Below are 22917 nucleotides of genomic sequence, written 5' to 3'. Positions count from 1 at the left end.
ACTGGTTCACGCTCCACCCTTGCAAACTCAAGGGGGGCAATGCGCGCTCGTTCAGGAAGTATCGTGGCCACGTTTTGGCAAGGCGGTTGCTAAAAGGTTTCCGAAATGAAAAATATGCACCTTGCGCCGGGTTTCGACCGTGGCTGTCCCGCGTGGGAGCTTGGGCTGTATGTTTAAATCGCGATGTCAATCTAGCAATGCTTATGAGAAAGTATCGTTTTAATCTTTTGAAACTTACCGGCGTCCTTCATGCCCTCCTTCTCGTTTCGAGTTTGGACGGTTTTGCCGCGGGGACAAACTCCTGGACCAACTCGATCAGCGGTCTCTGGAGCGCGGCGACCAACTGGTCCGCCGCTCAACCACCGAGCACCAGTTTCGATTTCATCCTGATCACGAACGCCGCCGCCGGAGGCATCAAGACCGTCACCGTGGATTCGGCGACCCCTGCAGCCAATCTGTCGGTGCGCAGTCTCCTGGTTTCTGCGCCAGCCGGCTCCACCAATATCCTGCTCGTCACCGGCGTACCTTCAGGCACGCCGCTCTCCACTTCGAAACCTCTGCTCGTGGACCGCAACGGCCTCTTACTCGTCACCAATTCAACATTGTCCGTTGGGGATACCTTCGATGTGCTGGGCGGCAGTGTGCAAATGGAGAGCGGGTTAATCGACACCACACCAAATTTCATTAACATCCGTGTTGGCCGCGCCAGTGGCGCTATCGGCACCTTCACCCAAAACGGCGGCACCGTGAACACCTTCGGTCTAAGTGTTGCTGCCGTCGGCAGTGCGCAGGGCATCTACACGCTCAACGCCGGCACTGTCCTCTCGCCATTCCTCACAACCCTTGGCGACGCCGTTAACTCAACTGGCACCGTCTCAATCGTATCCGGCCAGTTCATTGCCACCAACGACCTCACCAAAGTTGGCAATTTTGGCAGCGGCATCCTGAATCAATCCGGCGGGACGTCGGCGTTTTCCTTTTTGTCAATCGGCGACAATTTTGGCGGGTTTGGTGTCGTGAACATTTCCGGCGGCCAACTCACCGTGACTCCAGGCGCCTTGACCGACGTCACCCGCATTGGCAACTACGGCACCGCGAAATTCAACATCAGCGGCGGCCTCGTCTGGTTGCGAGGCGGATTTGATATCGCTGACAATGCACCAGCCATTGGCGACGTGCTCATGACCGGCGGGCAATTGATTGCCACCAACGACCTCGTCGCCATAGGCCGATATGGCATCGGCACGTTTACGATCACCAACGCCATGGCCTATTTCACGAACGCTTCCGTGGGCCGTCACACCGACGCCACCGGCACATTAACTGTCCAACCAAACGCGTCGGTGTATTGCATTGATGACCTTTCCATTGGTCGTTTCACCAATGCCATCGGGCACGTTGTGGTGACCGGCGGATTACTTTCGCTGACGAATGATAACATCTGGGTGGGCCGCGAGGGCATCGGTGACCTGACCGTGTCCGGCGGCACGGTGCGCGCGCGGAGCCTCTTTGTCGGCATGTCCGAGGACGGAACCAATGCGCCGCAAGGTGCCGTCACCATCACCGGCGGCGACACGATCCTCTCCTCCAATCTGGTGGTGGGAACAAGCCTGGTTTCGACGGGCCAGGTCAGTGTGTTCGGCGGCGCCGTGACCGTGGCCAACCCGTTCAGCAACGGCATCATCAACGTCGCCAGTGGAACTTTCACAGTGGATCAGGGCAGCGTCACTGCGGATGCGCTGTTGCTGACCAACAGCAACGGACAATTCAGTTTCCCGCGCGGCACCCTCACGCTGCGCAGCCTGATGGCGGCCAACGGATCGCCATTTGTCGTCGGCGACGGCGTCAACCCGGCCACGCTTCAACTTCAGGGCGGGACTTACAGTTTTGCGGACGGACTCGTCATCGCCTCCAACGCCAGCGTGACCGGTTGCGGCACCATTGTCGGCACCATCTCGAACAGCGGCACGTTGAACACGAACTGTGCCGCCGCGGCACCCGTCATCACATCAATCACTAAGTCGGGCAACACCGCCACAATTTCGTTCGCCACGGTGAGCGGTGGCAACCATGTCCTTGAATTCAAACAAACGTTGAGTGATCCGACTTGGACCGCCATTCTGCCCGGCATCATTGGCGACGGCAGCGTGACGAACAAGCAGGACAACACGGCCACCAACGCCACCCGCTTTTACCGGATTCACCTGCAGTAACTCGACGGAGTCACTACCCCAAACGCTCTTCGCATAGTTTAACGAGATCTTCAGTGAGATGTCGCCGCTCCGGGAACTGCGTGCTCAAATAGATGTGTCGTGCCAATGTCAGCGTCTTGTACGCTTGGACCGCTGCACGGACGGTTTCGCCGGACAACTCCACGAACCGTTCCTCCAACGCATTTTCCACGTTTGCCAACGCATCGGCCCGGCCGCGCTCCCGCAACGACTGCTCCGTCACATGACCCAGAAAATTTCCCACGTCCAGACCCGGATCACCGAGGCAGAACAAATCAAAATCAATCAGCCACAGCCGCGCGCCGTCCACGATCACCTGCGCCGGATAAAAATCGCGATGAATCCCGCAAGGGTTCGGCGCCGGCACACTCGCGCCCAATTCTTCACATGCCGCCCTAACGCGCGCAACCCGGGCCGCCAGCTCGGGCCGCTGCGCCGAGACTTTCTCAAGACATCCCCGCAAAATGCGCAGCTCATCGGCCATGGAGTGGGCGCGTTCTGCAGGGAGGCTGGCGCGATGCAGCTTGTGAATCGCATCCGCCACGCGCCGGGCCAACGTCACGCCGTCCGGTCCCGCCAAAAGCCGCGTCGCTGTCTCACCCGGCACTTTGCGCTGGCACCACATCTTGAATTCCGCAATCACGCCGACGGGTTCCGGCACGGACACGCCGTCCGCGCTTTGGGCGTCGAAACCCGAGTTCCAGATCGTTTCGAGCTGGCGAAACCCTTCGTTGCCGGAACGTCCCGCGCGGATTTTGCCGATCAGCGTGAGCGCGTGCTTCGGCAGGTCGGGTCGGTCCACTTCGACATCGTATTCAATGACGCAGCGCTTGCCCGGCTTGTGGCGCGTGACCCGGATGGCCTTCAGCCGCAGCCTGCCATCGCCGGACAACTTGGGGAGTCGCCGTTTGAACTCGCTCTTCGCCCGCGCTGGATCAAGCGCTATCGCGACCGTGGGCAGCGCCGCGTCCGCCGCCGCGTTGAATGGATCGCTCACGGCAATATTCACGCGCGATTTCCTCCATTCAGGATTTCCGACCACAGCGCGAGCAATTGATCCACCTGATGCTTAACGGAAAACTTTTTCTCCGCCCGCGCCCGCGCCGCCGAGCCGAGCCGCGTCCGCAATTGCTCGTCGCGCAACACTCGTTCCAGTGTCGCAACCAGATTTTCCAAATCGTTCGGCTTCGTCAGCAGGCCCGTCTCTCCATCGAGCACGAGTTCGGGAATTCCGCCAACCGCCGGCGCCACCACCGGCACGCCGCACGATGCCGCTTCCATCAAACTCACCGGCATGCCTTCGTTCTCGCTCGTGAGCACGCCCACCGCGGCCCGCTGCCACCATCTCAAAACCTCACGTTGCTCCGCGGCGCCGGGCATTTCGACAATCTCTTCCAACCCAAGGTCGGCGCGCTTGGCCTTCAATTCTTCGTAGAGCGGCCCGCCGCCAATCAACGCGCAACGAAAATTGAGACCGCGACGTCGCAACTCCGCGCAGGCCTCGAGCAGCAAGCTGATGTTTTTCACCCTCACATGCCGCGCCACACAAACGATCCACGGCGGAGCGCCACCGTCCACCGGAGTCTTCGCCGGTCGGAACGTTTCCGTATCCACGCCGCAAGGAATCACGCGGAGGTGCCCGGCGGGGACATTGAAGGTTGTTGAAATGTAATCCGCGTTCGCATGCGACACCGTCACCACCGCCTGCGCCGCCAGCGCCCGCTCGTGAAAATCCGCCGGCGGTTTGCGATGAATATCATAGCCGTGCGCCGTAAACGTGAACGGCACGCCGCACTCTGCGGACAGCGCGCGCGCCTTGTCCGCGGCCTCCGTGGCGAAATGGGCGTGCATCAGTTGCGGGCGAAATTCGTGCAGCACCGGGGCAAACTTCTGCAGGTCGTAGGTGGTGAGTTCGGTCAAGCCCGCACGATGAACGAGTTCATGCTGTAACTCCTCGCGCGGCGGCAGCAGGGAAAGAATCCGCAACTCGACACCCCGCCGACATAACTCCGCCAACTCGCCCGTGATGAACGTCTCCGAGAGCTTCGGAAAAATTTTCAGGACGTAGGCGATGCGTTGCAGTGTCATGGACGGGCAGCGTTAATTTCAGTGAACGGCGGCCAGCTTGCGCGCCAGGGCGACGACGCGTCCGGCATTTTTCTCCCATGTAAACCGGCCAAGCACGAGTTTCGCTGCGGCGCTGCCGAGTTTTGCCCGGAGCTTGGCGTCGTTCAGCAACCGCTCGCAATTCGTCGTGAGCGCCGCCAGGTTGCCCGGCGGATACAGCAGGCCGGTTGTGCCGTGGCGCACCACTTCCGCAATTTGACCCAGCTTGGCCGCCACCACTGGCACGCCGCACGCCATGTATTCAAACAGCTTCAGCGGCGAAAAATAAAAGTCGTGCTTGTGCGCGGGATACGGCGCGAGCGCCACGTCGAACTGCCGGATGACCTCTGGCACCGCCTCGTGCGGGAGCAGGCCCGTGATGGTCACGTTCCCTCGCAGACCGCGCCGGGCGAACTCCCGCTCCAAGGCGCTGCGCAACTGACCGTCGCCCGCGATGACCAGACGCACGCCTGGATGCCGCTTCTTCAATCTTGCCAGCAAATCCGGTAGAATCTCCACGCCGTGCCACGGCCGCAATCCACCGACGAAACCGAGGACGGGTGAACCGTGTCCCGCGCCCCGGAGCGCGGGCTTCAGCCCGCTTCGATTCACGCCCTGTGAAGTGTCAGCCAACTCTGACTTTTTGCGGATGGTAGTATCTGAAGCGGCCTGAAGGCCGCGCTCCGCTCCCGCCGGATAAAACAATTCCGGGTTCACGCCGTTGGGTATCACGTGCAGCTTGCCCGGCTTCACGCCGAGCGACCTGGCATGCTTCGCAAGTTCAGACGATACGACAACCACGGCGTCGGCATGTGAAAGCGTCCAGCGTTCGGCTTGCGCCGCAAGTTCACCGAAGCCAGTGGCGCGATACGCCGCCTGCTCCACGGCGAGAGGCGCGTTGAGTTCAAGAATGAGCGGAACGTCGAGCGTGCGGGCGAGCGACACCCCCGCGGTGGCGTAGAGCGAGGCGCGTTCGTAAATGAAATCCGGCGGGTCGTTCTCAAACCGACGCAGCAATTCACCTTCAAGTTCCTTGTTGTAGAGAATCCGGCGCAGCTCGCCGGGCAACGAATTGTCCACGCCGAGCAATTCATTGAATTCCTTGAACGCCAGCACGGCGCCGCCGGCGCCCGGCGACGGCCGCACCTGCACGATCGGCACGTCGAGTACCGCCGGCTTTTCCCACGGCGATTTATTGAGCATCTGGGCGGCGAGAACGACGCGATGGCCCGCACGGTGGAACGCGCCGCAGAGTTCGCGCACATGCACCGACGCGCCCTTGCGGCCCAGCACGGGAATGCCGAGGTCCGGACAAAGGTAGAGGATCTTCATGACAGACAAGCAATCCGCTCCCGCTGCGTGTCGTTCATCCTCGCCTGCGAACGGAACAACGCGGCATAGCGTCCGTTCCGCTGCATCAATTCATCGTGCGTGCCACGTTCGATGATCCGGCCGCCCTCGAGGTAAAGAATCACATCCACGCCAGCCGCTTGTTGCAGATCATGCGTAATCAGAAAAGTCGTGCGCGCGGCGTAGAGTCGCTCCAAGGCTTCCATCACTTCGCGCTCGTTCTTGCGATCGAGGCCGGTCGTCGGCTCGTCGAGAATCAGAATCGGCGCCTGGCGGATTGCGGCGCGGGCGATGGCGATTCGCTGGCGCTGGCCATGAGAGAGGGTGACCCCGCGCTCACCGAGAATGGTATCGTAACCCTGCGGCAACGCGCTGATGAAGTCGTGGGCGTTGGCAAGCCGGGCGGCGGCGTGGACCTGCTCGAGCGTGGCGCCGGGCGCGGCGCAGGCGATGTTGTCGCGCACGCTGGCAGCGAACAACACGTTGTCCTGAAGCACCACGCTGATTTGCGCGCGGAGGGATTCGAGCGTGAACTCACGAATGTCGCGGCCGTCAATCAGCACGCGCCCGCTCACCGGATCGTAAAGGCGCAGCAAGAGACTGAGCAATGTGGATTTGCCGCCGCCGGACGGCCCGACGAGCGCGATATGTTGGCCGGATTCCACTTCCAGTTGAATGCCTTCGAGCAATGGCTGGCTGTGTTCGTATGCGAAAGCGACGTTGTCAAATTGCACACGACCTTCGAAGGACGGCGCGCGGACCGCGCCGGGCAGGTCGCGCACGTCGGGGACACGCTCGAGCAAATCAATCACGCGTTCGCCGGCGGCGGAGGCTTTGCCGAGGCGACCGGTGTATTTCGCGAAGTCCTGCACGGGACGATACGCGGACTTGAGATACGCGATGAAGAGGTAAAGATCGCCCGCGCTGATTTCACCGGCGAGCGCGAGCCGCGCGCCAAACCATAGCACGAACGCAGTGGCGACCGCGATGAGCACGTCGAGCGAGCGTTCCAGTGCGGCAGAGAGGCGCTTGCCTTTCACGTCCTGCTTGAGATTCTTCTCGCTCACCTCGGTGAAGGCGCGTGAAAAACTTTCTTCGAGCGAAAGGGCTTGGACGGTTTTGATGGCGCTGATGGATTCGGTGAAGTTTGCGGCCATCGCGCCTTCCTGCTTGCGTTGTTTCTTGGCGACTTCACGGATTTTTTTGCCGAGCGAAACGCTGCGCAACCAGAACAGCGGCAGCACCGCCGCCGCGATAAGCGCGAGCTGCCAGTTCATGTAGAACATCAGGCCGATCATGCCCGCAACGATGAGCGCCTTGGCGATGAGCGGCAGGAACGCCGTCACCGCCACATCCTGCAACATTCCCACGTCGCCCATCATGCGCACGACGAGGTCGCCGGTGCGCGCGCGGGTGTGGAACGAAAGCGAGAGATATTGGACGTGGCGGTAGAGTTGGGACCGGACCTTGGCGAGCGCGCGGTTGCCGATGAGCGTGAAGCCGATGGTCTCCCAATACGCGGCGAGCGACCGCAGCGCCGTGAAGACGACCACCGCGATCGCCGCCACGGTGAGCAGCGACATCGAATCGAGCGACGCCAGAAATTCTGGCATCGCCGTTTTCGTCGAACGCTTCGAGCCGATGATGTGGTCGAAGACAAATTTGATCGGCCAGGGTTCCAGCAACCGCAGCGCGACCTCAGCGAAGAGCGCCACGAGCGAACCCGCGATCAGGAGCCGATATTGCCGCGCGTGCGGCCAGAAATATTTCAGAATCCGCCACAGGCCCGGCAGACGTTGAGGGAGCGGAAGCGGCTGTGACATTTGAGAGGAGGTTAACAGACGCGCCGATTCATGGCGAGATTTCAGATCACGCGGCTGCCATTGAGGTCCAAGGCGGCCAACGAGCGGTCGTTGGCCAGCGCCAGCAGCCGACGGGCAGCCTGGCGCGCGCCGTCAAAGCTCAGATGTTTCTGCGCGCGCGCGAGCAGGTCCTGCCGTGATTTCTTCAACGCCGCGCCGACGGCCGCCCGGAGATTTTCCACGTTGAGTTGGTCGGGGCGGATGGTGTTAACGAGGCCCAGCCGCTGGAAAGCGTTGGCGCGAATCAGTTGCTCGGTGCGCGGCACGATGCGAGGCACGCACACCGTCGGCACGCCCTTCGATACCGCCTCGCAAAGCGTGTTGTAGCCTCCCATGCAGACGAGCGCGTCCACCGACCAGAACAAGGCCGAAAGATGCGGGAGAAACTTGCGCACGACGACGTTGTTCTCCTCGGCAAGACGCATGATGGTGCTGGCTTCCGGTTCGGGCGTCATCGGCCCGGTTATGACGACGCCCTGCCACGGCGCGTCGGCGGCGACACGGATGAACGATTCCAGCATGGCAAAACCATCCTCGCCGCCGCCGGTCGTCGCGAGCACGACGGGACGCACCCGATCCTCACGAACAGGGAAAGGCAGTTTGACATCGGCAAGGTCGGCGTCGGATTCGTCGTTTTCGACATAGCCACAAAAGCGTGTGCGCTCGATCATGCTCGCCGGGAATTCATAAGCCGTGGCGGCGTCGAAAATCGCGCGCTGACCGTAAATGAAAACCTCGTCGTAGTAAGCGGCGATGCGATGTTGCATCCGCAACGGACGCCACTCGTCGAGGACGAATTGCGGCTCGTCGAGAATATCGCGCAATCCGAGCGCGGCGCGACCGCCTTGCTTGCGCAATTCCTCCAAGCCGGCGCGAAATTCGCCACTGGCGCCGAAGGGATGTTTGTCCACCAGCACGACCGACGGGAAATAATTTTTGATCGCCGTCGTCAACATTTCGGCGCGCAAGCCGCGAATCTCCGGCACGGGCAGGTTCAGATGGCGCGCGCAATATTCGCCGTTGGCGATTTTGCGCAGGCCGGGCAGCTTGAGGATGTCCACGTGCGGCGGCACCCCCAACCGGCTGATATAATCCGCGCCCGTTGCGAGAAGAACCGAAGCCTCCGGAGCAAGTTCCGTCAGCGCCGCAGCAATCGCCAGATTGCGCCGGGTATGACCGAGGCCGAGACCATCGTGAGAGTAAAACAAAAAACGCATCTCAAATCCTTTCCTTCGGTTTGTTCAACGACCAGCCGGCCAGTGCCTGCCTCAGATGGACTGATGCTCTCCTGCCGCCTTGTCGCGTCGAGACTTCATCCGATGCCGTGGCAATCCGCAACAATACACCGGCGAGTTCGTCGCATGGCAGAAGGAGGAAGCTCCAATGCTCATAATCTTTGCACTGTATCTTTGATTGCACAAGCAGGGTTTTAGCAACGACCGTGCCAGCGCGAAGGGATTACGTGTTGCCTGTGAAAGACGGGAGGTTGGACGACAAAAGGAGTGGCTTCGATCCGTTTCCGGAACAGAACGGCCAAACCCGGAACATGCCAGGGCGTGGTTTCAGTGCGACCGCTTCACCACGGTTCCAAGTGAGATTCGCAGACACCGCGTTGGATAATTACTGGCTGCGTGTAAGCATGAATGCGGTGGGCAGCAAGAGTTGAGAACAGCGCCGACACTTCTTATGGGCGGATTTGCCTGGATCGAAGGATTTCTCCTCCCACTCCGCACTCGCCAGCTTGAAATTATTCGCGCACCATCCGTTGTTGAGCATGAGCCGTGCAACTGTCAACCGATCCCGCGTTTTCGCTTCATTGGCGCTGACGACCTTGGTGGCGTTGTTGGGGTTGCTGTTGCTCGATCCGGCCTGGCGACCGGGCGCGAGCCTGCTGCGCAACAGCTACGATTCGCTGCACTCGTTGAACGGTGTCGAGCTTGCCACCACCAACAATCTGCCCGTCGTCATCGTCTATCTCGACCTCCGTTCGTTCCTGCTCGAACATCAAGACCCGAGCCATCCGTGGCCGCGCGAACTGCACGCAAAGCTGCTTCGCCGGCTCACGACAGCCGGCGCGCGCGCGGTGGTATTCGACATTGTCTTCAGCGATGTCGGCGCAAATGCGGCTGCGGATCGCGAGTTTGCAAACGCGCTTCGTGACAGCGGACGTGTAATCCTGGCTGGTGAATCCAATGATGATTCCAGCCACGTGACGAGTCAGGATCAACCTTGGGCGCGCCTGATCAACGTGCTGCCGCCAGCCGAACAGTTTGCCAGCAACGCCGTCGCCTGGGGCGTGGCATCGCACATTGTGGATGACGACTACGTGGTGCGACGTTTCTTTGCGGGATTCACTTCAGAAGTCCAGCCGTCGCTCATCTGGGCGGCCGCCGCCTGGCTTCAACTTCCCGCGACGCGCGTCAGCGATGCGGTCCGGGCGGCGAACGAGCATTGGATTCGTTACTACGGTCCGGCGTTGGCAATTCCAAATGTCAGCTACACCCAAGCACTTGACCCGGCCGGTGTGCCCGAAAACTTCTTCCGCGACAAAATCGTCTTCATCGGCGCGCGTCCGATGGCCGAGCTATTCAACGAGCGACAGGACGAATTCCGAAATCCTTTCCATTCCTGGAAACACAAGGAGCTTTTCATGCCCGGCGTCGAGGTCCACGCCACGGAATTGCTCAACCTCATTCGCGGCGACTGGTTGCGGCGACTCTCACGTGCCAGGGAAATGATAATTCTGCTCGCTGTCGCGCTATTGTTCGGTGGCGGACTGGTCTGGCTGCGACCCATTCCGGCGACGATGGCCGCGCTTGCTGGCGCGGGTGTAGCGCTGGGCGTTTCACTGGCCGGTTTTTCACGTGGCGTCTGGTTTCCGTGGCTCATCGTTTCCACCGCGCAGATTCCCGTCGCGCTTGGCGGCTCGGTCTTGTTCTACTCCGTCGAGTGGTATCGCGCGCGGAAGAGATTCGAGGCCTCCAAAAAAATTGCCGACGCCAAGATCCGCGAACAGGCCGCGCTGATAGACAAGGCGCACGACGCAATTCTCGTCCAAGATCTCAACGGCCGGATTGCCTACTCCAATCCAAGCGCCGAGCGCCTCTATGGCTGGAAACTCGGCGAACTACAGCGCGCGGACGCATGCGATGAAATGTTTTCTCCGGACGCGGAAACCGCCGGCACCGCCCGCGCCGCCGCGTTGAAGGACGGTGAATGGAACGGCGAATTGCGCCAGCAAACCCGCGGCGGTCAGGTCGTCACCGTCGCCAGCCGGTGGACGCTGATTCGCGACGAAGCAGGTCAGCCCAAGGCGCTGCTGATCATCAACAGTGATGTCACCGAGCAAAAGCTCTTGGAGGCGCAGTTTCTCCGCACGCAGCGCATGAACACCATCGGCACATTGGCGGGCGGCATGGCGCACGACCTCAACAATGCGCTTGCACCAATTCTCATGGGTGCGCAATTGCTTCGCCGCCAGGCCGCGGACGAGGAGTCCCGCCGGTTGCTCGCCATGATCGAAAGCAGCACGCATCGCGGCGCCGATATGGTGCGGCAGGTGTTGTTGTTCGCGCGCGGTCGGGGCGGTGAGTTTCAGCGGCTCGAATTGGGCGCGCTGGTGAAGGAACTGGAGAAGATGGTCCGCGAAACATTTCCGAAAAACATCACCGTGGAAACTTTCTTGCCTCGCGACCTCTGGCCAGTGCGCGGCAACCCGACGCAACTTCATCAGGTCCTGCTCAATCTCTGTGTCAACGCGCGCGACGCCATGCCCGCCGGCGGCAAACTGTCCTTCGTGGCGGACAACGTTGACCTCGCGGAAGCCGAGGCCGCCGCCATTCCCGACGGCCAGCCGGGCAAATTCGTTTCGCTGCTCGTGTCCGATACGGGCACGGGCATCCCGCCAGAGGTACGCGCAAAAATGTTTGAGCCGTTCTTCACTACCAAGGGCGAAGGACGCGGCACCGGTATCGGATTGTCCACCGTGATGCGGATCGTCAAAAGCCACGGTGGCTTTCTCCGCGTCGAAAGTGAACCGGGCCAAGGCACAAGCTTTGAAGTGCTTCTCCCACGTGCGGTGGAAACCGCGACCACGGAGATTGCGGCGCCGACGGTCGGACTGGCGCGCGGCCAAGGTGAATTGATTCTGGTGGCCGACGATGAGCAGGCAATCTGCGAACTGCTCACGGCAGAATTGACTTCGTGCGGCTACCGCGTGCTTGCCGCGTCCAACGGCGAGGAAGCCGTGCGACTTTTCCAGAAGCACGCGAGCGATGTGCGACTGCTCATCACCGATTGCGCCATGCCAGTCATGGATGGGCTCCAGACGATTCGCGCGCTGCGCGAGAAATGGCCGGACCTGCCGGTGATTCTCGCCAGTGGCGAGGACGGCGCCGACGCAGAGAAAATCGCCGACGTCGTATTGGTCAACAAACCTTTTGCGCTCGAGGAGATTCTGAGCGCGGTCCAAAATTGCTTGCGAGGCAAACGATAGGAACATCCGCGGCCGGCTCTGACAGGCGCGTTTCCGGGCTTGGAATTATCCGGGGACGAGCTAGACTCGGCAGTGCCATGTCAGCATCCAACAAGGCCGGAAGCCCAGCGGAGAAGTTCTCCTGTCTCATTGTGGAAGATGACAACGCGTTTGCCACGATGGCGGGTCAGGTCGTCCGGGAGCAGGGCGGCGAGCCGACCTTGGCGGCAACGTTGTCCGCCGCTCGTGCCGCCATTGTTGACCGATCCTTCGACCTCGTGCTGCTGGATAATCACCTGCCCGACGGCAAAGGGTACGATTTCTTTGATCAACTCTTCCGGCGCTATCCGGAGGCACCCATCGTGATGATCACCGGCATGCCGGACCTGGGTGAAGCAGTGGCGCTCACCCGCAACGGGCTGTCGGAGTATCTCACCAAACCAGTGACCGTGGAAGCGCTCGCTGCGTGTCTGCAACGGGCAAAACTGCGTCTGCAAACGCGCACCCCGACCGCCGATTCAGCGGAGTGGTTCGGTGATTCCCCGGCGATGCGCGACGTGCTGAAACAACTTCACCAGGCTGCCAAGCACCCGGCGAGCACGGTTCTGTTCACGGGCGAAACGGGCACGGGCAAGGACCTCGCTGCGCGTGTGCTCCATCAATTGACTTACCCAAACGCGAATGCGCCCTTCGTCGCGGTGAACTGTGCGGCGGTGCCGGCGGAGATGTTTGAATCGGAATTGTTCGGCGCAGAACGGGGCGCGTTCACCGGTGCGGACAAGAAACGCGTTGGCCTGGTCGGGGCAGCGGCGGGCGGTACGTTGTTCCTCGACGAAATTGCGGAGGTGCCGCTTGCGTTGCAGGCCAAGCTGCTCCGCTTGCTGGAGTCGGGCGAGTACCGCGCGCTCGGCAGCACGGAAAGCCTTTCTTTCTCGGGCCGCTTTGTGGCGGCGACAAACAAGTCGCTCGCCGAGGAAGTGAAGGCCAACCGTTTCCGCGAGGATTTGCTTTACCGGCTGGACGTGTTCACAGTCGCGTTGCCGCCCTTGCGCAAACATCGCGCGGACATCTCCGGCATTGCCGAGTTGTTCGTGACCCAGCTCGCCAAAAAATACAACCGCACCAAACCGCGGCTGAGGCCGGAGGATTTATCCGCGCTCAACGCGCACAATTTCCCCGGCAATGTGCGAGAGCTGCGCAATGTCATCGAACGCTCGTTGCTCATGACGCTGGAGGAGAGCCGCTGGCTGGCACTGGACCTGAACTGGTTGAATCGCGGCGCGACGGCCACGACGAAGCAGCCCGTTCCGCTGCCTTCCACCGAACCACTCCCACCCGACCGTGATCTTAGCCCAGTCGAAGCACAGGAATATCGCCTCATTCAAGACACGCTGCGTGAGACCAACGGTGGGATTCGCCGGGCAGCGGCCAAGCTGGGCATGTCGCCGCAGGCATTGTTGCGGCGGCTGGAGAAATGGCCGGAACTGCGGGTGGCAAAAGAATGAAGTGTTCCGCCAGCGGAACAGTGCAGATTTGCATTAGGTGTGACCAAAGGATTGGCAACACAAATCCCGCTGTTTTTTGCGCAATTCAGTCTAATTGAGTCGCCCTGAACGATTGGCAATCCGGGTGCTAAAGGAACTCATTTGACAACCAGACATCATAGAGAAGAGTAAAACCGACCGAATGAAGACGTTTGTCGAAAGCACGTGCGTCGGTGAATGCGGCCATTGCCCTCCAAGGCGCGGTGCGCTGGCTGTTTGTTTTGTTCTGGCGGGTTTATGCCTGGCCATTCCGTCTCAAGCGCAGTCGTTGCAAGATTATTTCACGAATCGAGTCACCTTTTCGAGCGCGACCGGCGATCTGACCGGCAATAATTCGACCGCGACCGTCGAGGTCGGCGAGCCGAAACACGGCGGTAAAGTTGGTGGCCATTCCATGTGGATTTCCTGGGTGGCCCCGACGAACGGCGTTGTGAAATTTGAAACGGAGGGAAGCGATTTCGACACCTTGCTCTCCGCCTACTATTTCAATTCCACGAACGACACGACCTTCGACAAACTCATCGAAGTGGCGCGCGCGGATGATTCCGAGGGATTTGACCGCGAGAGTGAAATCGAATTCGGCGTGCTGGCAGGTCACCCGTACGAAATTGCCGTGGACGGATATTTTGGTGCGACCGGGCTGCTCGAATTGAAGTGGAGTTTCGAAGCCGTTGACCTTCCGCCACCCGTCGTGCTCAGCATGCCGACCGACCGCTCCGCTAACCTGGGAGACACGGTTTCTCTCACCGTGGTCCTGACCAATGCGGCGAATGGCCAGTATAAGTGGTATTTCAACGGCAACGACCTGGGCATCACGACCACGAATCTTCTAATTCCCAGTCTGCAAATCGCCAACGTGGGGCGTTACAAGATGCGCGTGTCAATTGACGGTCCAAATTACTTCACCATTCCCGTTGAACTTCAGATCAATACGGATGGCGCGACGGACACCCTGGCTCGTGGCAAACTACTGGATTCACCCAGTTCGCCATTGATCGGCGAGAACGGCGGTGGCGCTTCACGGCCAGCAGGGACTATTTCGCCGGCAGGCGCATCGGGCGCGGGTGTGGTGCGCGGCTACAATGGCAGCCAGATATTCGACACCACTTACGGCACCGTGGATACGAATGAACCGCCTCATTGCGGGATCAGCGGCGGCGTTTCGTATTGGTTGCTGTACCAGCCGCCCACCAACGGCACCATCACACTCGATACCCTCGGCAGCAGCTATGACACGGTGATGGAGGCCTACACTTACAACGGCGCGCTCAACAGTTACCAGGACTTGATCTCCATTGCGTGCGACCACAACTCCGCCGGGGGCACGAACGGCGCGTCGCGCGTCCAGTTCGCGGTTGTCAAATCGCGCCAGTACATTGTTGCGGTGGAAGGCGTCAACAACGCCCGTGGCACAGCGTGGCTGAATTATTCGCTCAACACAAATCAACAACCGACTGCGCCGGCCTTGCTCTCGCAACCAACCACTGTGACGGTCGCCCAAGGCTCTCCGGCCACCCTCGCCGCTAGTCTGGCCGGCTCGCCACCGTTATGCTTTACGTGGAAGAAGTACACGAACGCGATGCCGGGGGTGACTGCCCCGGGAATCTTCTTCCCCAGTACGACCACCAACGACACGGCCGACTATGTCATGACCGTCACAAACGACCTCGGTTCACTCTCCGCCACGCTGCCATTGCACGTGGTCATCCCGACGCAATGTTCACTGACGAGCGTCTCCAACTGGCTGGAGCTCAGTTTCCCGACTATGTCCGGCCAGCGCTATTATGTGGAGGAAGCCGCGACGATCACCGGCCCGTGGCAACCCTGGTCCAACTTTTACTTTGGTAACGACCAGTCGCTGGTGCTTTATCTGTCCGGAGACGGCACAAGATTTTTCCGCGTTCGCATCGAGTAAATCTTGGCGCAACCCATTCTTCCTGTTCCGCAATCGGAACACACCAGGTTTGATCCTCTCTCTCAATGCAGCTTTGAAATAGGTTCAAACAAACCAATGAAATCAAGGGGCAACTCAGTATCCGGCATTCCCGCCAACCTCTGGCAAGACTGCTGCTAAAGTCACCAGGATAAACTGATGAAGGCACGCTGCGAAAGACTCTGCGCGACCGTTGGCACGCTGCGCCAACGCGGTCGTCCGCCGCCCACGCGGGGAAATTTCCGCCTTGTCATCGACTTCCAAAAAATTGGAAATCCTGCCGCGGTACCCATTCATTTTGTTTCGCGCGATCGCGACCCCACGCTGAAGCGTGAACTCCAACCACCGGCGGGCGATGGCTCGCGGTGTCGGAGAAATGGATTTCATTTTTCCCCACGCTTGTTGCACCATTCCGGTGTGCGGCGACTTCTCACGGTTTTGATTTTCTGCGTGCTCGCGCCGCCTGCTGCCGACGCCCAATCCACGAACCGGGCGAGCGCCGTTGACACCAACCTCCTGAGCCGTGTCATCGAAGCGGCCGGCAAGGTTGAATATGCGATGGGTGGCGGCACCAACTGGCAACCCGCCGCTGCCGGCCAGGTGCTCAAGTCCGGCGACCGACTGCGCACGCGCGTGATGAGCCGGGCTGCCGTCCAATTGTCCGACCGCAGTGTCATCCGCTTGAACGAACGGACGACGCTCGAAATTCTGCCGCCGCGAAGCAACGAGAAAAGACGCTTCGGCCTTTCGCGCGGCTCGTTGTACTTTTTCAACCGCGAAAAACCCGCCGATGTGGAGTTCGACACGCCGCTGGCCGCCGGCGCAATCCGCGGCACGGAATTTCTGCTGGAAGTGGTGTCCAACGATACAACTGACGCTACGTCGCTGCACCTTGCTCTGATCGACGGGCGCGTCGCCCTCCAGACCCGCGATGGCGAACTCGCACTCGAACGCGGACAGGATCTACGGCTCCAAGTCGGCAAAGCGCCGCAAAAAACCGCGCTCGTCAATGCCACCGCTGCGATTCAATGGGCGCTTTACTACCCCGCCGTGGTCAATCCAGCTGAACTCCAACTCACCGCCGCAGAGCAAACAGCGCTTGCTGGGAGTTTGAGTAACTATCGTGCCGGCGATCTGCTTGCCGCGCTGGACGCTTGGCCCGCGACTCCGAACGAACTGAGCGCGGGAGCAAACGCTCTCCGTGCCCAACTCGAACTTGCGGTCGGCCGCGTAGCCGAGGCTGAACAAGTGCTGGCCGGTCTGCCAAGCGATGCGCCCGCAGCCGCTGCCTTGCGCGAACTCATCGCCGTCGTGCGCGGTGATTCTGGCGTAGATCGTCACGTCGGAAGCATCCACTCGGCCAGCGAACTCCTGGCGCACAGTTATGCGCGCCAAGCGCAGAGTGATTTGCCCGGCGCGCTGGCGGCGGCCCGCAAGGCCGCGTCGATCGCGCCGCAGTTCGGGTTCGCGCTGGCACGACTCGCGGAATTGGAATTCTCCTTCGGCCATCACCGTGCAGCCCTCGCTGAGCTGGATCGCGCGCTGGCACTTTCGCCGCGACTGGCCACAGCCCACGCGCTGCGCGGCTTCGTCTTGATCGAGCAAGGCGACGTTCCCGGCGCGCGCGAGTCGTTTGATCACGCGCGCGAACTGGATGCCGCGTTCGGTCCGGCGTGGCTGGGGCGCGGCTTATGTCGGCTGCGTGAACGCCAGTACGCGGAGGCGCGCGCCGCGTTTCAGGCCGCGGCCGCGCTCGAACCGCAACGCGCCTTGTTCCGCGCCTATCTCGGCAAGGCCGCCAGCGCGCTCGGTGACGCGCCGGCGGCAGAAAAGGAATTTGGCCTGGCCAAACAACTGGACGCGAACGACCCGACCGCCTGGCTCTACTCGGCGCTGCATCTGTGGCAGGAGAACCGGCTGAACGAAGCCATCCGCGACCTCGAACGTTCCTCGGATTTGAACGACCAACGCGCGCCGTTTCGCTCGCGGCTGCTGCTCGACGGTGATCGCTCCGTGCGCAGCGCGAATCTCGCCGCGCTTTACGACGAGGTCGGCGTGCCGGACGCGAGTCGCCACGCCGCGGCGCAGGCGGTGTCCGAGAGTTACGCAAACTTTTCCGGCCATCTCTTTCTCGCCAACAGTTTTCAGACGCTGGAGGACGTGAACCGTTTTGACTTGCGGCTGGAAACGGCGCGGCAAAGCGAGTTGCTCGTCGCGAACCTCCTGGCTCCGCCCGGCGCGGGCAATCTCTCGCAACTGCTCTCCCAGCAGGAACACCTGCAGTTCTTCGATCAACGGCCGGTCGGCGTCAGTTCGCTGACGGAATACACCAGCCGCGGCGATTGGCGGCAGTCGGGAACTGCCTTTGGCACGTTCGACGGATTCAGCTACGCGTTCGATGCGAATTACGAGAGCCTGAACGGCCAGCGCGTGAACAACGATGCCGACCGGCGTCAATTCATTCTGACCGCGAAGCAGCGAGTGACGGCCGACGACGAGGCGTATTTTCAAATCGGCGACCTCCACGCTGAGGCAGGCGACGTGGCCGATCATTACGATCCGGCGCAAGCCAATCCCGGCTTCCGCGTGAAAGAAACTCAAGAACCGACGCTCTACGCGGGCTGGCACCACGCGTGGTCGCCGGGCAGTCACACATTGCTGCTCGTCGCGCGGCTTGACGACCGGCTCACGCTGCACGATCCGCTGCCGAATGTGCCGTTCCTTCGCCAGGTTGGCGGCGTGACGACTGAAGTCCAATCACCGCAACCATTCGGACTGCCGCTGATTCTCGACCTGGCCAGCGACTTCACTCTCTATTCGGCGGAATTGCAACACGTGTGGGAGACGCCGAAACAATCGCTCGTGATCGGCGGGCGCTGGCAATCGGGCGATGTCAAGGATCGCGGGACGCTCAATCCGGCGTTTGGAGGACCACTAGTTACTTTTTTTAACGATCAGAACGCCAGCGGCTCGCTCCAACGCGGCGACGTTTATGCGTATGGCTCGTGGCAAATTCTGGACTCGCTCCGCCTGATTGGCGGCGTCAGCTACGATCACATTCAGTTTCCAGAAAACATGGATTTACCGCCCGTCTCCGGCCGAGAAACTTCGCGCGACCTCGTCTCGCCGAAGGCGGGGCTGCTCTTCACGCCGTGGGAGCGCGGGCTGTTGCGCGCGAGCTACGCGAAGTCGTTGGGCGGACTTTATTTTGACAACAGCGTGCGCCTGGAACCGACCCAGATCGGCGGATTCAACCAGGCGTTTCGCAGCTTGATTCCCGAAAGCGTGGCGGGCCTTGTGCCGGGCACCGAGTTCGAGACGGCCGGCGTCGGTTTCGACCAATCGCTGGCCAGCGGCACGTGGTTCGGCGTCGAAGCCGAGTGGCTGACTTCGCGTGGCTCGCGCGCGGTTGGCGTCGTGACGAACTCCACATTTCTGCCGTTCGCCGATTCTCCGTCAAGCACGAGTCAGACCTTGGATTTTCGCGAGCGCAGTCTCTCGGCCTACGCGGGGCAATTGTTGGGCGACAACTTTTCTGTGGGCGCACGATATCGTTTGAGCGAGGCGACGTTGATGGGACGGTTTCCGCAGGTTCCCGACGGCGCGGCCAATCTCGACCTGTTGGAGCAGAACAATCGCGCCACGCTGCATCAGCTTTCACTCACGGCGAACTTTCATCATCGCAGCGGCGTGTTCGCGCAATGGGAGTCCGCCTGGTATCTGCAGAGCAACTCCGGTTACACGCCGTCGCTGGCGGGCGAAAACCTCTGGCAGCACAATCTCATGGCTGGCTACCGCTTCCCGCGTCGTCATGCTGAGATCCGGCTCGGCCTGCTGAACCTCTTCGACACGGACTACCGGCTGAATCCGCTGAATCTCCATTCCGAGTTGCCGCGCAGCCGCACGTTCACCGCGAGCGTGCGCCTGAACTTTTGACAACGACCTCGTGGTGACGCGTCGTCGATGCGCTGGCAGACTTGCATCGGGCGACATAGCTTTGACCGACACGCTCGGGTTTCGCCTCCGGCTGCTCAACCCAAAAAGACCGATTGCACAAATCGACAAAAAGCAGCTAATGTTAATTGTCACCATACAATTCCAAAAATTACTCAGGCTGCGGTGGGAAAAAATATTTCCATTCCCTTCCACCGTCGGATTTTTCCTGGCGGAAACAGACCCACCACGTTTCCGATGGTTGGCGAGGGAATAGCGTCAAACTGATAATCATGTTCTGGTCAAAAAAAGAAGTGCACAAGGATCACGGCCGGTTTTACCTGCTCCCCGGGATGGGCGGGCGCAACTTGCGGCGCAAACGTCGGGTGATTCTCCGGTGGTCGATCCTCGCCGGCCTGATCGTCTCAGCAGTGCTGGGGTATCTGTATTATGTGATGAATCGGTATTAATGGCGCGAAACGGCGCGTTCCGAGGGGGCGCGCCCCATTGCCTCAGAAGACAATATGACACCGGGAGGTGGTGCTGGCGGCGGAAAGCGCCAAAACATCGGGTTGCAATTTTAACGCTTGCCAAGCCGTTTGCGGCTGGTAGCTTTTCCACCCTTTGTTATGAAAGCTGAAATTCATCCGAAATATTTGGACGCGGAAATCCGTTGCGCCTGCGGCAACGTCATCAAGACCCGCTCCACCAAACCCGTCATTCTCGTCGGTATCTGCAACGTCTGCCATCCCTTTTACACCGGCCAGCAGAAATTCGTCGATACCGCCGGCCGCGTGGACAAGTTCCAGCAGCGCATGGCCAAGACGCAGGCCGCCCAGGCCGAAGCCAGCACCCGCAAAAAAAAGAAGTAGCGCTTTCCGAATCAACGCCCGCAATTCCGAACTTTCGGAATCGCGGGCGTTGTGTTTTCTCAGGTCATGCCCGGACATTTTTTCGATTTACGATTTACGATCTGCGCGCTGATGGCTGAACGGATGCGTCAATCGTAAATCGCAAATCATAAACAAGAATGGATTTACGTCCGCACATCGAAAAATTCGCACGCCGCCTCGCTGAACTTGAGGTCGCGCTGAGCGACCCAAAAGTCATCGACAACAAGGCACGCGCCCAGGAATTGTCGCGTGAGTACGCACGCCTCAAGGACCTCGTTGCCTTTGGCAAAGACTATTCGAAAACGCTGGCGCACCTCGAAGAAAACCGCGTGCTGCTCAAAACCGAACCCGCCGATTCCGAACTCGCTGTTCTCGCGAAGGAGGAGATTGCACGCCTCGAAGCGGAGGAAAAGCGTCTAGCCCTCGAAATTCAACGCGGCGTTCTGCCGCCCAACCCCAGCGATTCACGGAACACCATCTTCGAAATTCGCGCCGGCGCTGGTGGCTCGGAATCCGCCCTCTTCGCCGCGGATCTTTACCGAATGTACACGCGCTACGCCGAAGGCCGCGGCTGGAAGGTTGAGACGCTCGACTCCAGCCAATCGGACCTCGGCGGTTTCAAGGAAATTGTCTTCAGCGTCACCGGCACGGACGTTTACAAGCGGCTGAAATACGAAAGCGGCGTGCACCGCGTCCAACGCGTCCCGGCAACCGAAGCGCAGGGGCGCATTCACACCAGCACCTGCACCGTCGCCGTGTTGCCGGAAGCCGAGGAGGTGGACGTGCAACTGCGCCCCGAAGATCTGGACATCACCGTCTGCCGCGCGTCCGGACCAGGTGGCCAGGGCGTCAACACCACCGACTCCGCCGTGCAAATTCATCACAAGCCGAGCGGCTTGATTGTTCGCTGCGCCGATGGCCGTTCGCAGCAGAAAAACAAACAGCAGGCGTTGACCGTGCTCCGTTCGCGACTGTTGGAGAAAAAGGTGGCCGACGAAAACGCCAAGTATGCCGCGCAGCGCAAAGCGCAGGTCGGCACCGGCGAGCGGAGCGAAAAAATCCGCACCTACAATTTTCCGCAGAACCGTGTGACCGACCACCGCATCGAAATCACGCTCTACAACCTCGCGAGTTTCATTGACGGCGATCTCGATCCAATGATTGAACCGCTCATGGCGCACGATTTGGAGGAAAAGTTGAAAGCCTCGCAAACTTGAAATGCAGCTCTTAATCCAAATCTGAATCTTAATCTTGTTCTCGGATCGGAGATTAAGAGTGAGAGAAAGATAAAGATTAAGACCAAAAAGCGAATGACACCCAAAGGACTGATCTTCGACTGCGACGGCACGCTGGCCGACACCATGCCGCTGCATTGGCGCGCCTGGCAGATGATCACGCAACGTCACGGCCTGCATTTTCCGGAAGACCGCTTCTACTCGCTGGGCGGCGTCCCTTCGCGCGACATCTTGAAAATGCTCGCCCAGGAACAAGGCCGCTCGCTCGATCACATCGCTGTCGCGCACGAGAAGGAGGAGGCGTATCTGCCGCTCATGGCGCAGATTGAACCCATCCATGCCGTCGTGGAAATCGCGAAATCACATCACGGCAAGATTCCGATGGCCGTGGCGTCCGGTGGCACGCAGCGCGTCATCACTCAAGTGCTCGAACTCCTGAAAATCCGGCATCTATTCGACGCCGTCGTGACCAGTGAGATGGTGCAGAACCAAAAACCTGCGCCGGATATTTTCCTCGAAGCCGCTCGTCGCATCGGCATTGACCCAAAATTCTGCCGCGCCTACGAAGATACAGAGTTGGGCTTGCAAGCCATCCGCGCTGCGGGCATGGAGGCGGTGGATGTGAGGGAATTGTCGAGCTAAATGCCGCAAGCGTAAGGCACATCGCAACGCATTACTCCCGTATTTCGCTTATCGAATGATATACCTGCCCGGTCTTCCCATCTATCAGTATTGTGTGCGACCACGGACAACGCAGACAGCGATAGCAGCGTTTCTCGACCACTGCTTCAGGTGTCCAACCGGGCAAATTGCGCTGTGGGCCTTTCGGGTACATCAGGCTGTCCTCGCATTCAGCCCAAGACGCTTCTTTACAGATTTCGTCTGATATTAGCTGAAATGACGGATCGACCGGCGCCGTGGCGACAGCGCTTAAGAGTTCCTTCTCGTCTGCGACATAAAGAAAATACCCATAGGAAAGAAAAGCTGCATCAACCCACACACCTTGAACATTGGCCCGTTCAAGAAAGTTTGTCTTGCCCAGCTTTCCACTTAGTATTTGCTTGGCTTGTGCGGGATCAGAAGGCCGAATGGCCGTGTCATCAAAAGCTGCATTTACAGTGGCTTCCCAGATCTTTTGGGGATTGGTGCTCTTCAGTTTGTTGAAGACTTTTGCCGACGCATAGATGAGACAGCCCGCGAGAACAAATATTGATGCGACGCCGAGGAGAGCACCCATCCGCTTGAACGCCCGTTTCTTCCTGAACAACCCGATCAAAAATAGCACGCCTCCAATCAAGGTGGTTAGGCAAACAACAGCCATCAGAGCGATCAGCACAAGCGCCGTTGTCATAATCG

At 60.2% G+C, this 22917-nt stretch carries 16 protein-coding genes; 9 read left to right on the top strand and 7 right to left on the bottom strand.

Annotated elements, in window-relative coordinates:
* The first annotated feature begins 203 nt into the window (after window positions 1-203).
* Window positions 204-2213 (top strand): hypothetical protein, encoded by a 2010-nt coding sequence (locus HY298_00420; protein ID MBI3848743.1) that lies wholly within the window; start codon window positions 204-206, stop codon window positions 2211-2213.
* Window positions 2214-2226: 13 nt separating this feature from the next.
* Here the strand turns inward: HY298_00420 and HY298_00415 are convergent, their stop codons facing one another.
* Genes HY298_00415 through HY298_00390 form a run of 6 tightly spaced genes read right to left on the bottom strand, consistent with a single transcriptional unit; the run spans window position 2227 to window position 8968 of the window.
* Window positions 2227-3240 carry a phosphotransferase gene (locus tag HY298_00415; protein MBI3848742.1) on the bottom strand — a complete coding sequence of 338 codons (1014 nt, stop codon included), beginning with the start codon at window positions 3238-3240 and terminating at the stop codon, window positions 2227-2229.
* Window positions 3237-4319 carry a glycosyltransferase family 4 protein gene (locus tag HY298_00410; protein MBI3848741.1) on the bottom strand — a complete coding sequence of 361 codons (1083 nt, stop codon included), beginning with the start codon at window positions 4317-4319 and terminating at the stop codon, window positions 3237-3239. Before HY298_00410 ends, HY298_00415 begins: the two co-directional genes overlap by 4 nt.
* Window positions 4320-4337: 18 nt before the next feature.
* The gene (locus HY298_00405) at window positions 4338-5669 is read right to left on the bottom strand and encodes a glycosyltransferase family 4 protein (GenBank protein ID MBI3848740.1); all 1332 of its coding nucleotides are present in this window, start codon (window positions 5667-5669) and stop codon (window positions 4338-4340) included.
* Window positions 5666-7510 (bottom strand): ABC transporter ATP-binding protein, encoded by a 1845-nt coding sequence (locus HY298_00400; GenBank protein MBI3848739.1) that lies wholly within the window; start codon window positions 7508-7510, stop codon window positions 5666-5668. The genes HY298_00405 and HY298_00400 overlap by 4 nt, the downstream gene beginning before the upstream one ends.
* A gap of 41 nt (window positions 7511-7551) precedes the next feature.
* On the bottom strand, window positions 7552-8766 hold the full coding sequence (locus HY298_00395) for a hypothetical protein (GenBank protein ID MBI3848738.1): 1215 nt from the start codon (window positions 8764-8766) through the stop codon (window positions 7552-7554).
* A gap of 1 nt (window position 8767) precedes the next feature.
* Entirely contained in the window at window positions 8768-8968 is a 201-nt protein-coding gene (locus HY298_00390) for a hypothetical protein (protein MBI3848737.1), read from the bottom strand.
* A 355-nt stretch (window positions 8969-9323) separates the two neighbouring features.
* On the opposite strand from HY298_00390, the gene HY298_00385 reads away from it, so the two are divergent.
* From HY298_00385 to HY298_00350, 8 genes are all read left to right on the top strand, one after another.
* A complete protein-coding gene (locus tag HY298_00385; protein ID MBI3848736.1) occupies window positions 9324-12044 on the top strand; it encodes a CHASE2 domain-containing protein in 2721 nt (906 codons plus the stop codon).
* Between the two features lie 77 nt (window positions 12045-12121).
* On the top strand, window positions 12122-13528 hold the full coding sequence (locus HY298_00380; GenBank protein MBI3848735.1) for a sigma-54-dependent Fis family transcriptional regulator: 1407 nt from the start codon (window positions 12122-12124) through the stop codon (window positions 13526-13528).
* Between the two features lie 181 nt (window positions 13529-13709).
* A complete protein-coding gene (locus tag HY298_00375; protein MBI3848734.1) occupies window positions 13710-15482 on the top strand; it encodes an immunoglobulin domain-containing protein in 1773 nt (590 codons plus the stop codon).
* Window positions 15483-15659: 177 nt separating this feature from the next.
* On the top strand, window positions 15660-19436 hold the full coding sequence (locus HY298_00370; GenBank protein ID MBI3848733.1) for a FecR domain-containing protein: 3777 nt from the start codon (window positions 15660-15662) through the stop codon (window positions 19434-19436).
* A gap of 290 nt (window positions 19437-19726) precedes the next feature.
* On the top strand, window positions 19727-19903 hold the full coding sequence (locus HY298_00365) for a hypothetical protein (GenBank protein MBI3848732.1): 177 nt from the start codon (window positions 19727-19729) through the stop codon (window positions 19901-19903).
* Window positions 19904-20062: 159 nt separating this feature from the next.
* Entirely contained in the window at window positions 20063-20305 is a 243-nt protein-coding gene (gene rpmE / locus HY298_00360; protein ID MBI3848731.1) for a 50S ribosomal protein L31, read from the top strand.
* A 158-nt stretch (window positions 20306-20463) separates the two neighbouring features.
* Window positions 20464-21543: a peptide chain release factor 1 gene (gene prfA, locus HY298_00355; GenBank protein MBI3848730.1), complete on the top strand. Its 1080-nt coding sequence runs from the start codon at window positions 20464-20466 to the stop codon at window positions 21541-21543.
* Window positions 21544-21636: 93 nt separating this feature from the next.
* Window positions 21637-22203 carry an HAD-IA family hydrolase gene (locus tag HY298_00350; GenBank protein ID MBI3848729.1) on the top strand — a complete coding sequence of 189 codons (567 nt, stop codon included), beginning with the start codon at window positions 21637-21639 and terminating at the stop codon, window positions 22201-22203.
* Window positions 22204-22234: 31 nt separating this feature from the next.
* Here HY298_00350 and HY298_00345 read toward each other — a convergent pair whose 3' ends face one another.
* Complete coding sequence (locus tag HY298_00345; protein MBI3848728.1) at window positions 22235-22912, bottom strand: hypothetical protein; 678 nt, start codon at window positions 22910-22912, stop codon at window positions 22235-22237.
* Window positions 22913-22917: the final 5 nt, after the last annotated feature.

The sequence above is a fragment of the Verrucomicrobiota bacterium genome (assembly GCA_016200005.1).
In the GTDB taxonomy this organism is placed as follows: domain Bacteria; phylum Verrucomicrobiota; class Verrucomicrobiia; order Limisphaerales; family PALSA-1396; genus PALSA-1396.
Note: the sequence above shows the minus strand (reverse complement) of the source record. Positions and strands in the feature narration are given on the sequence as shown.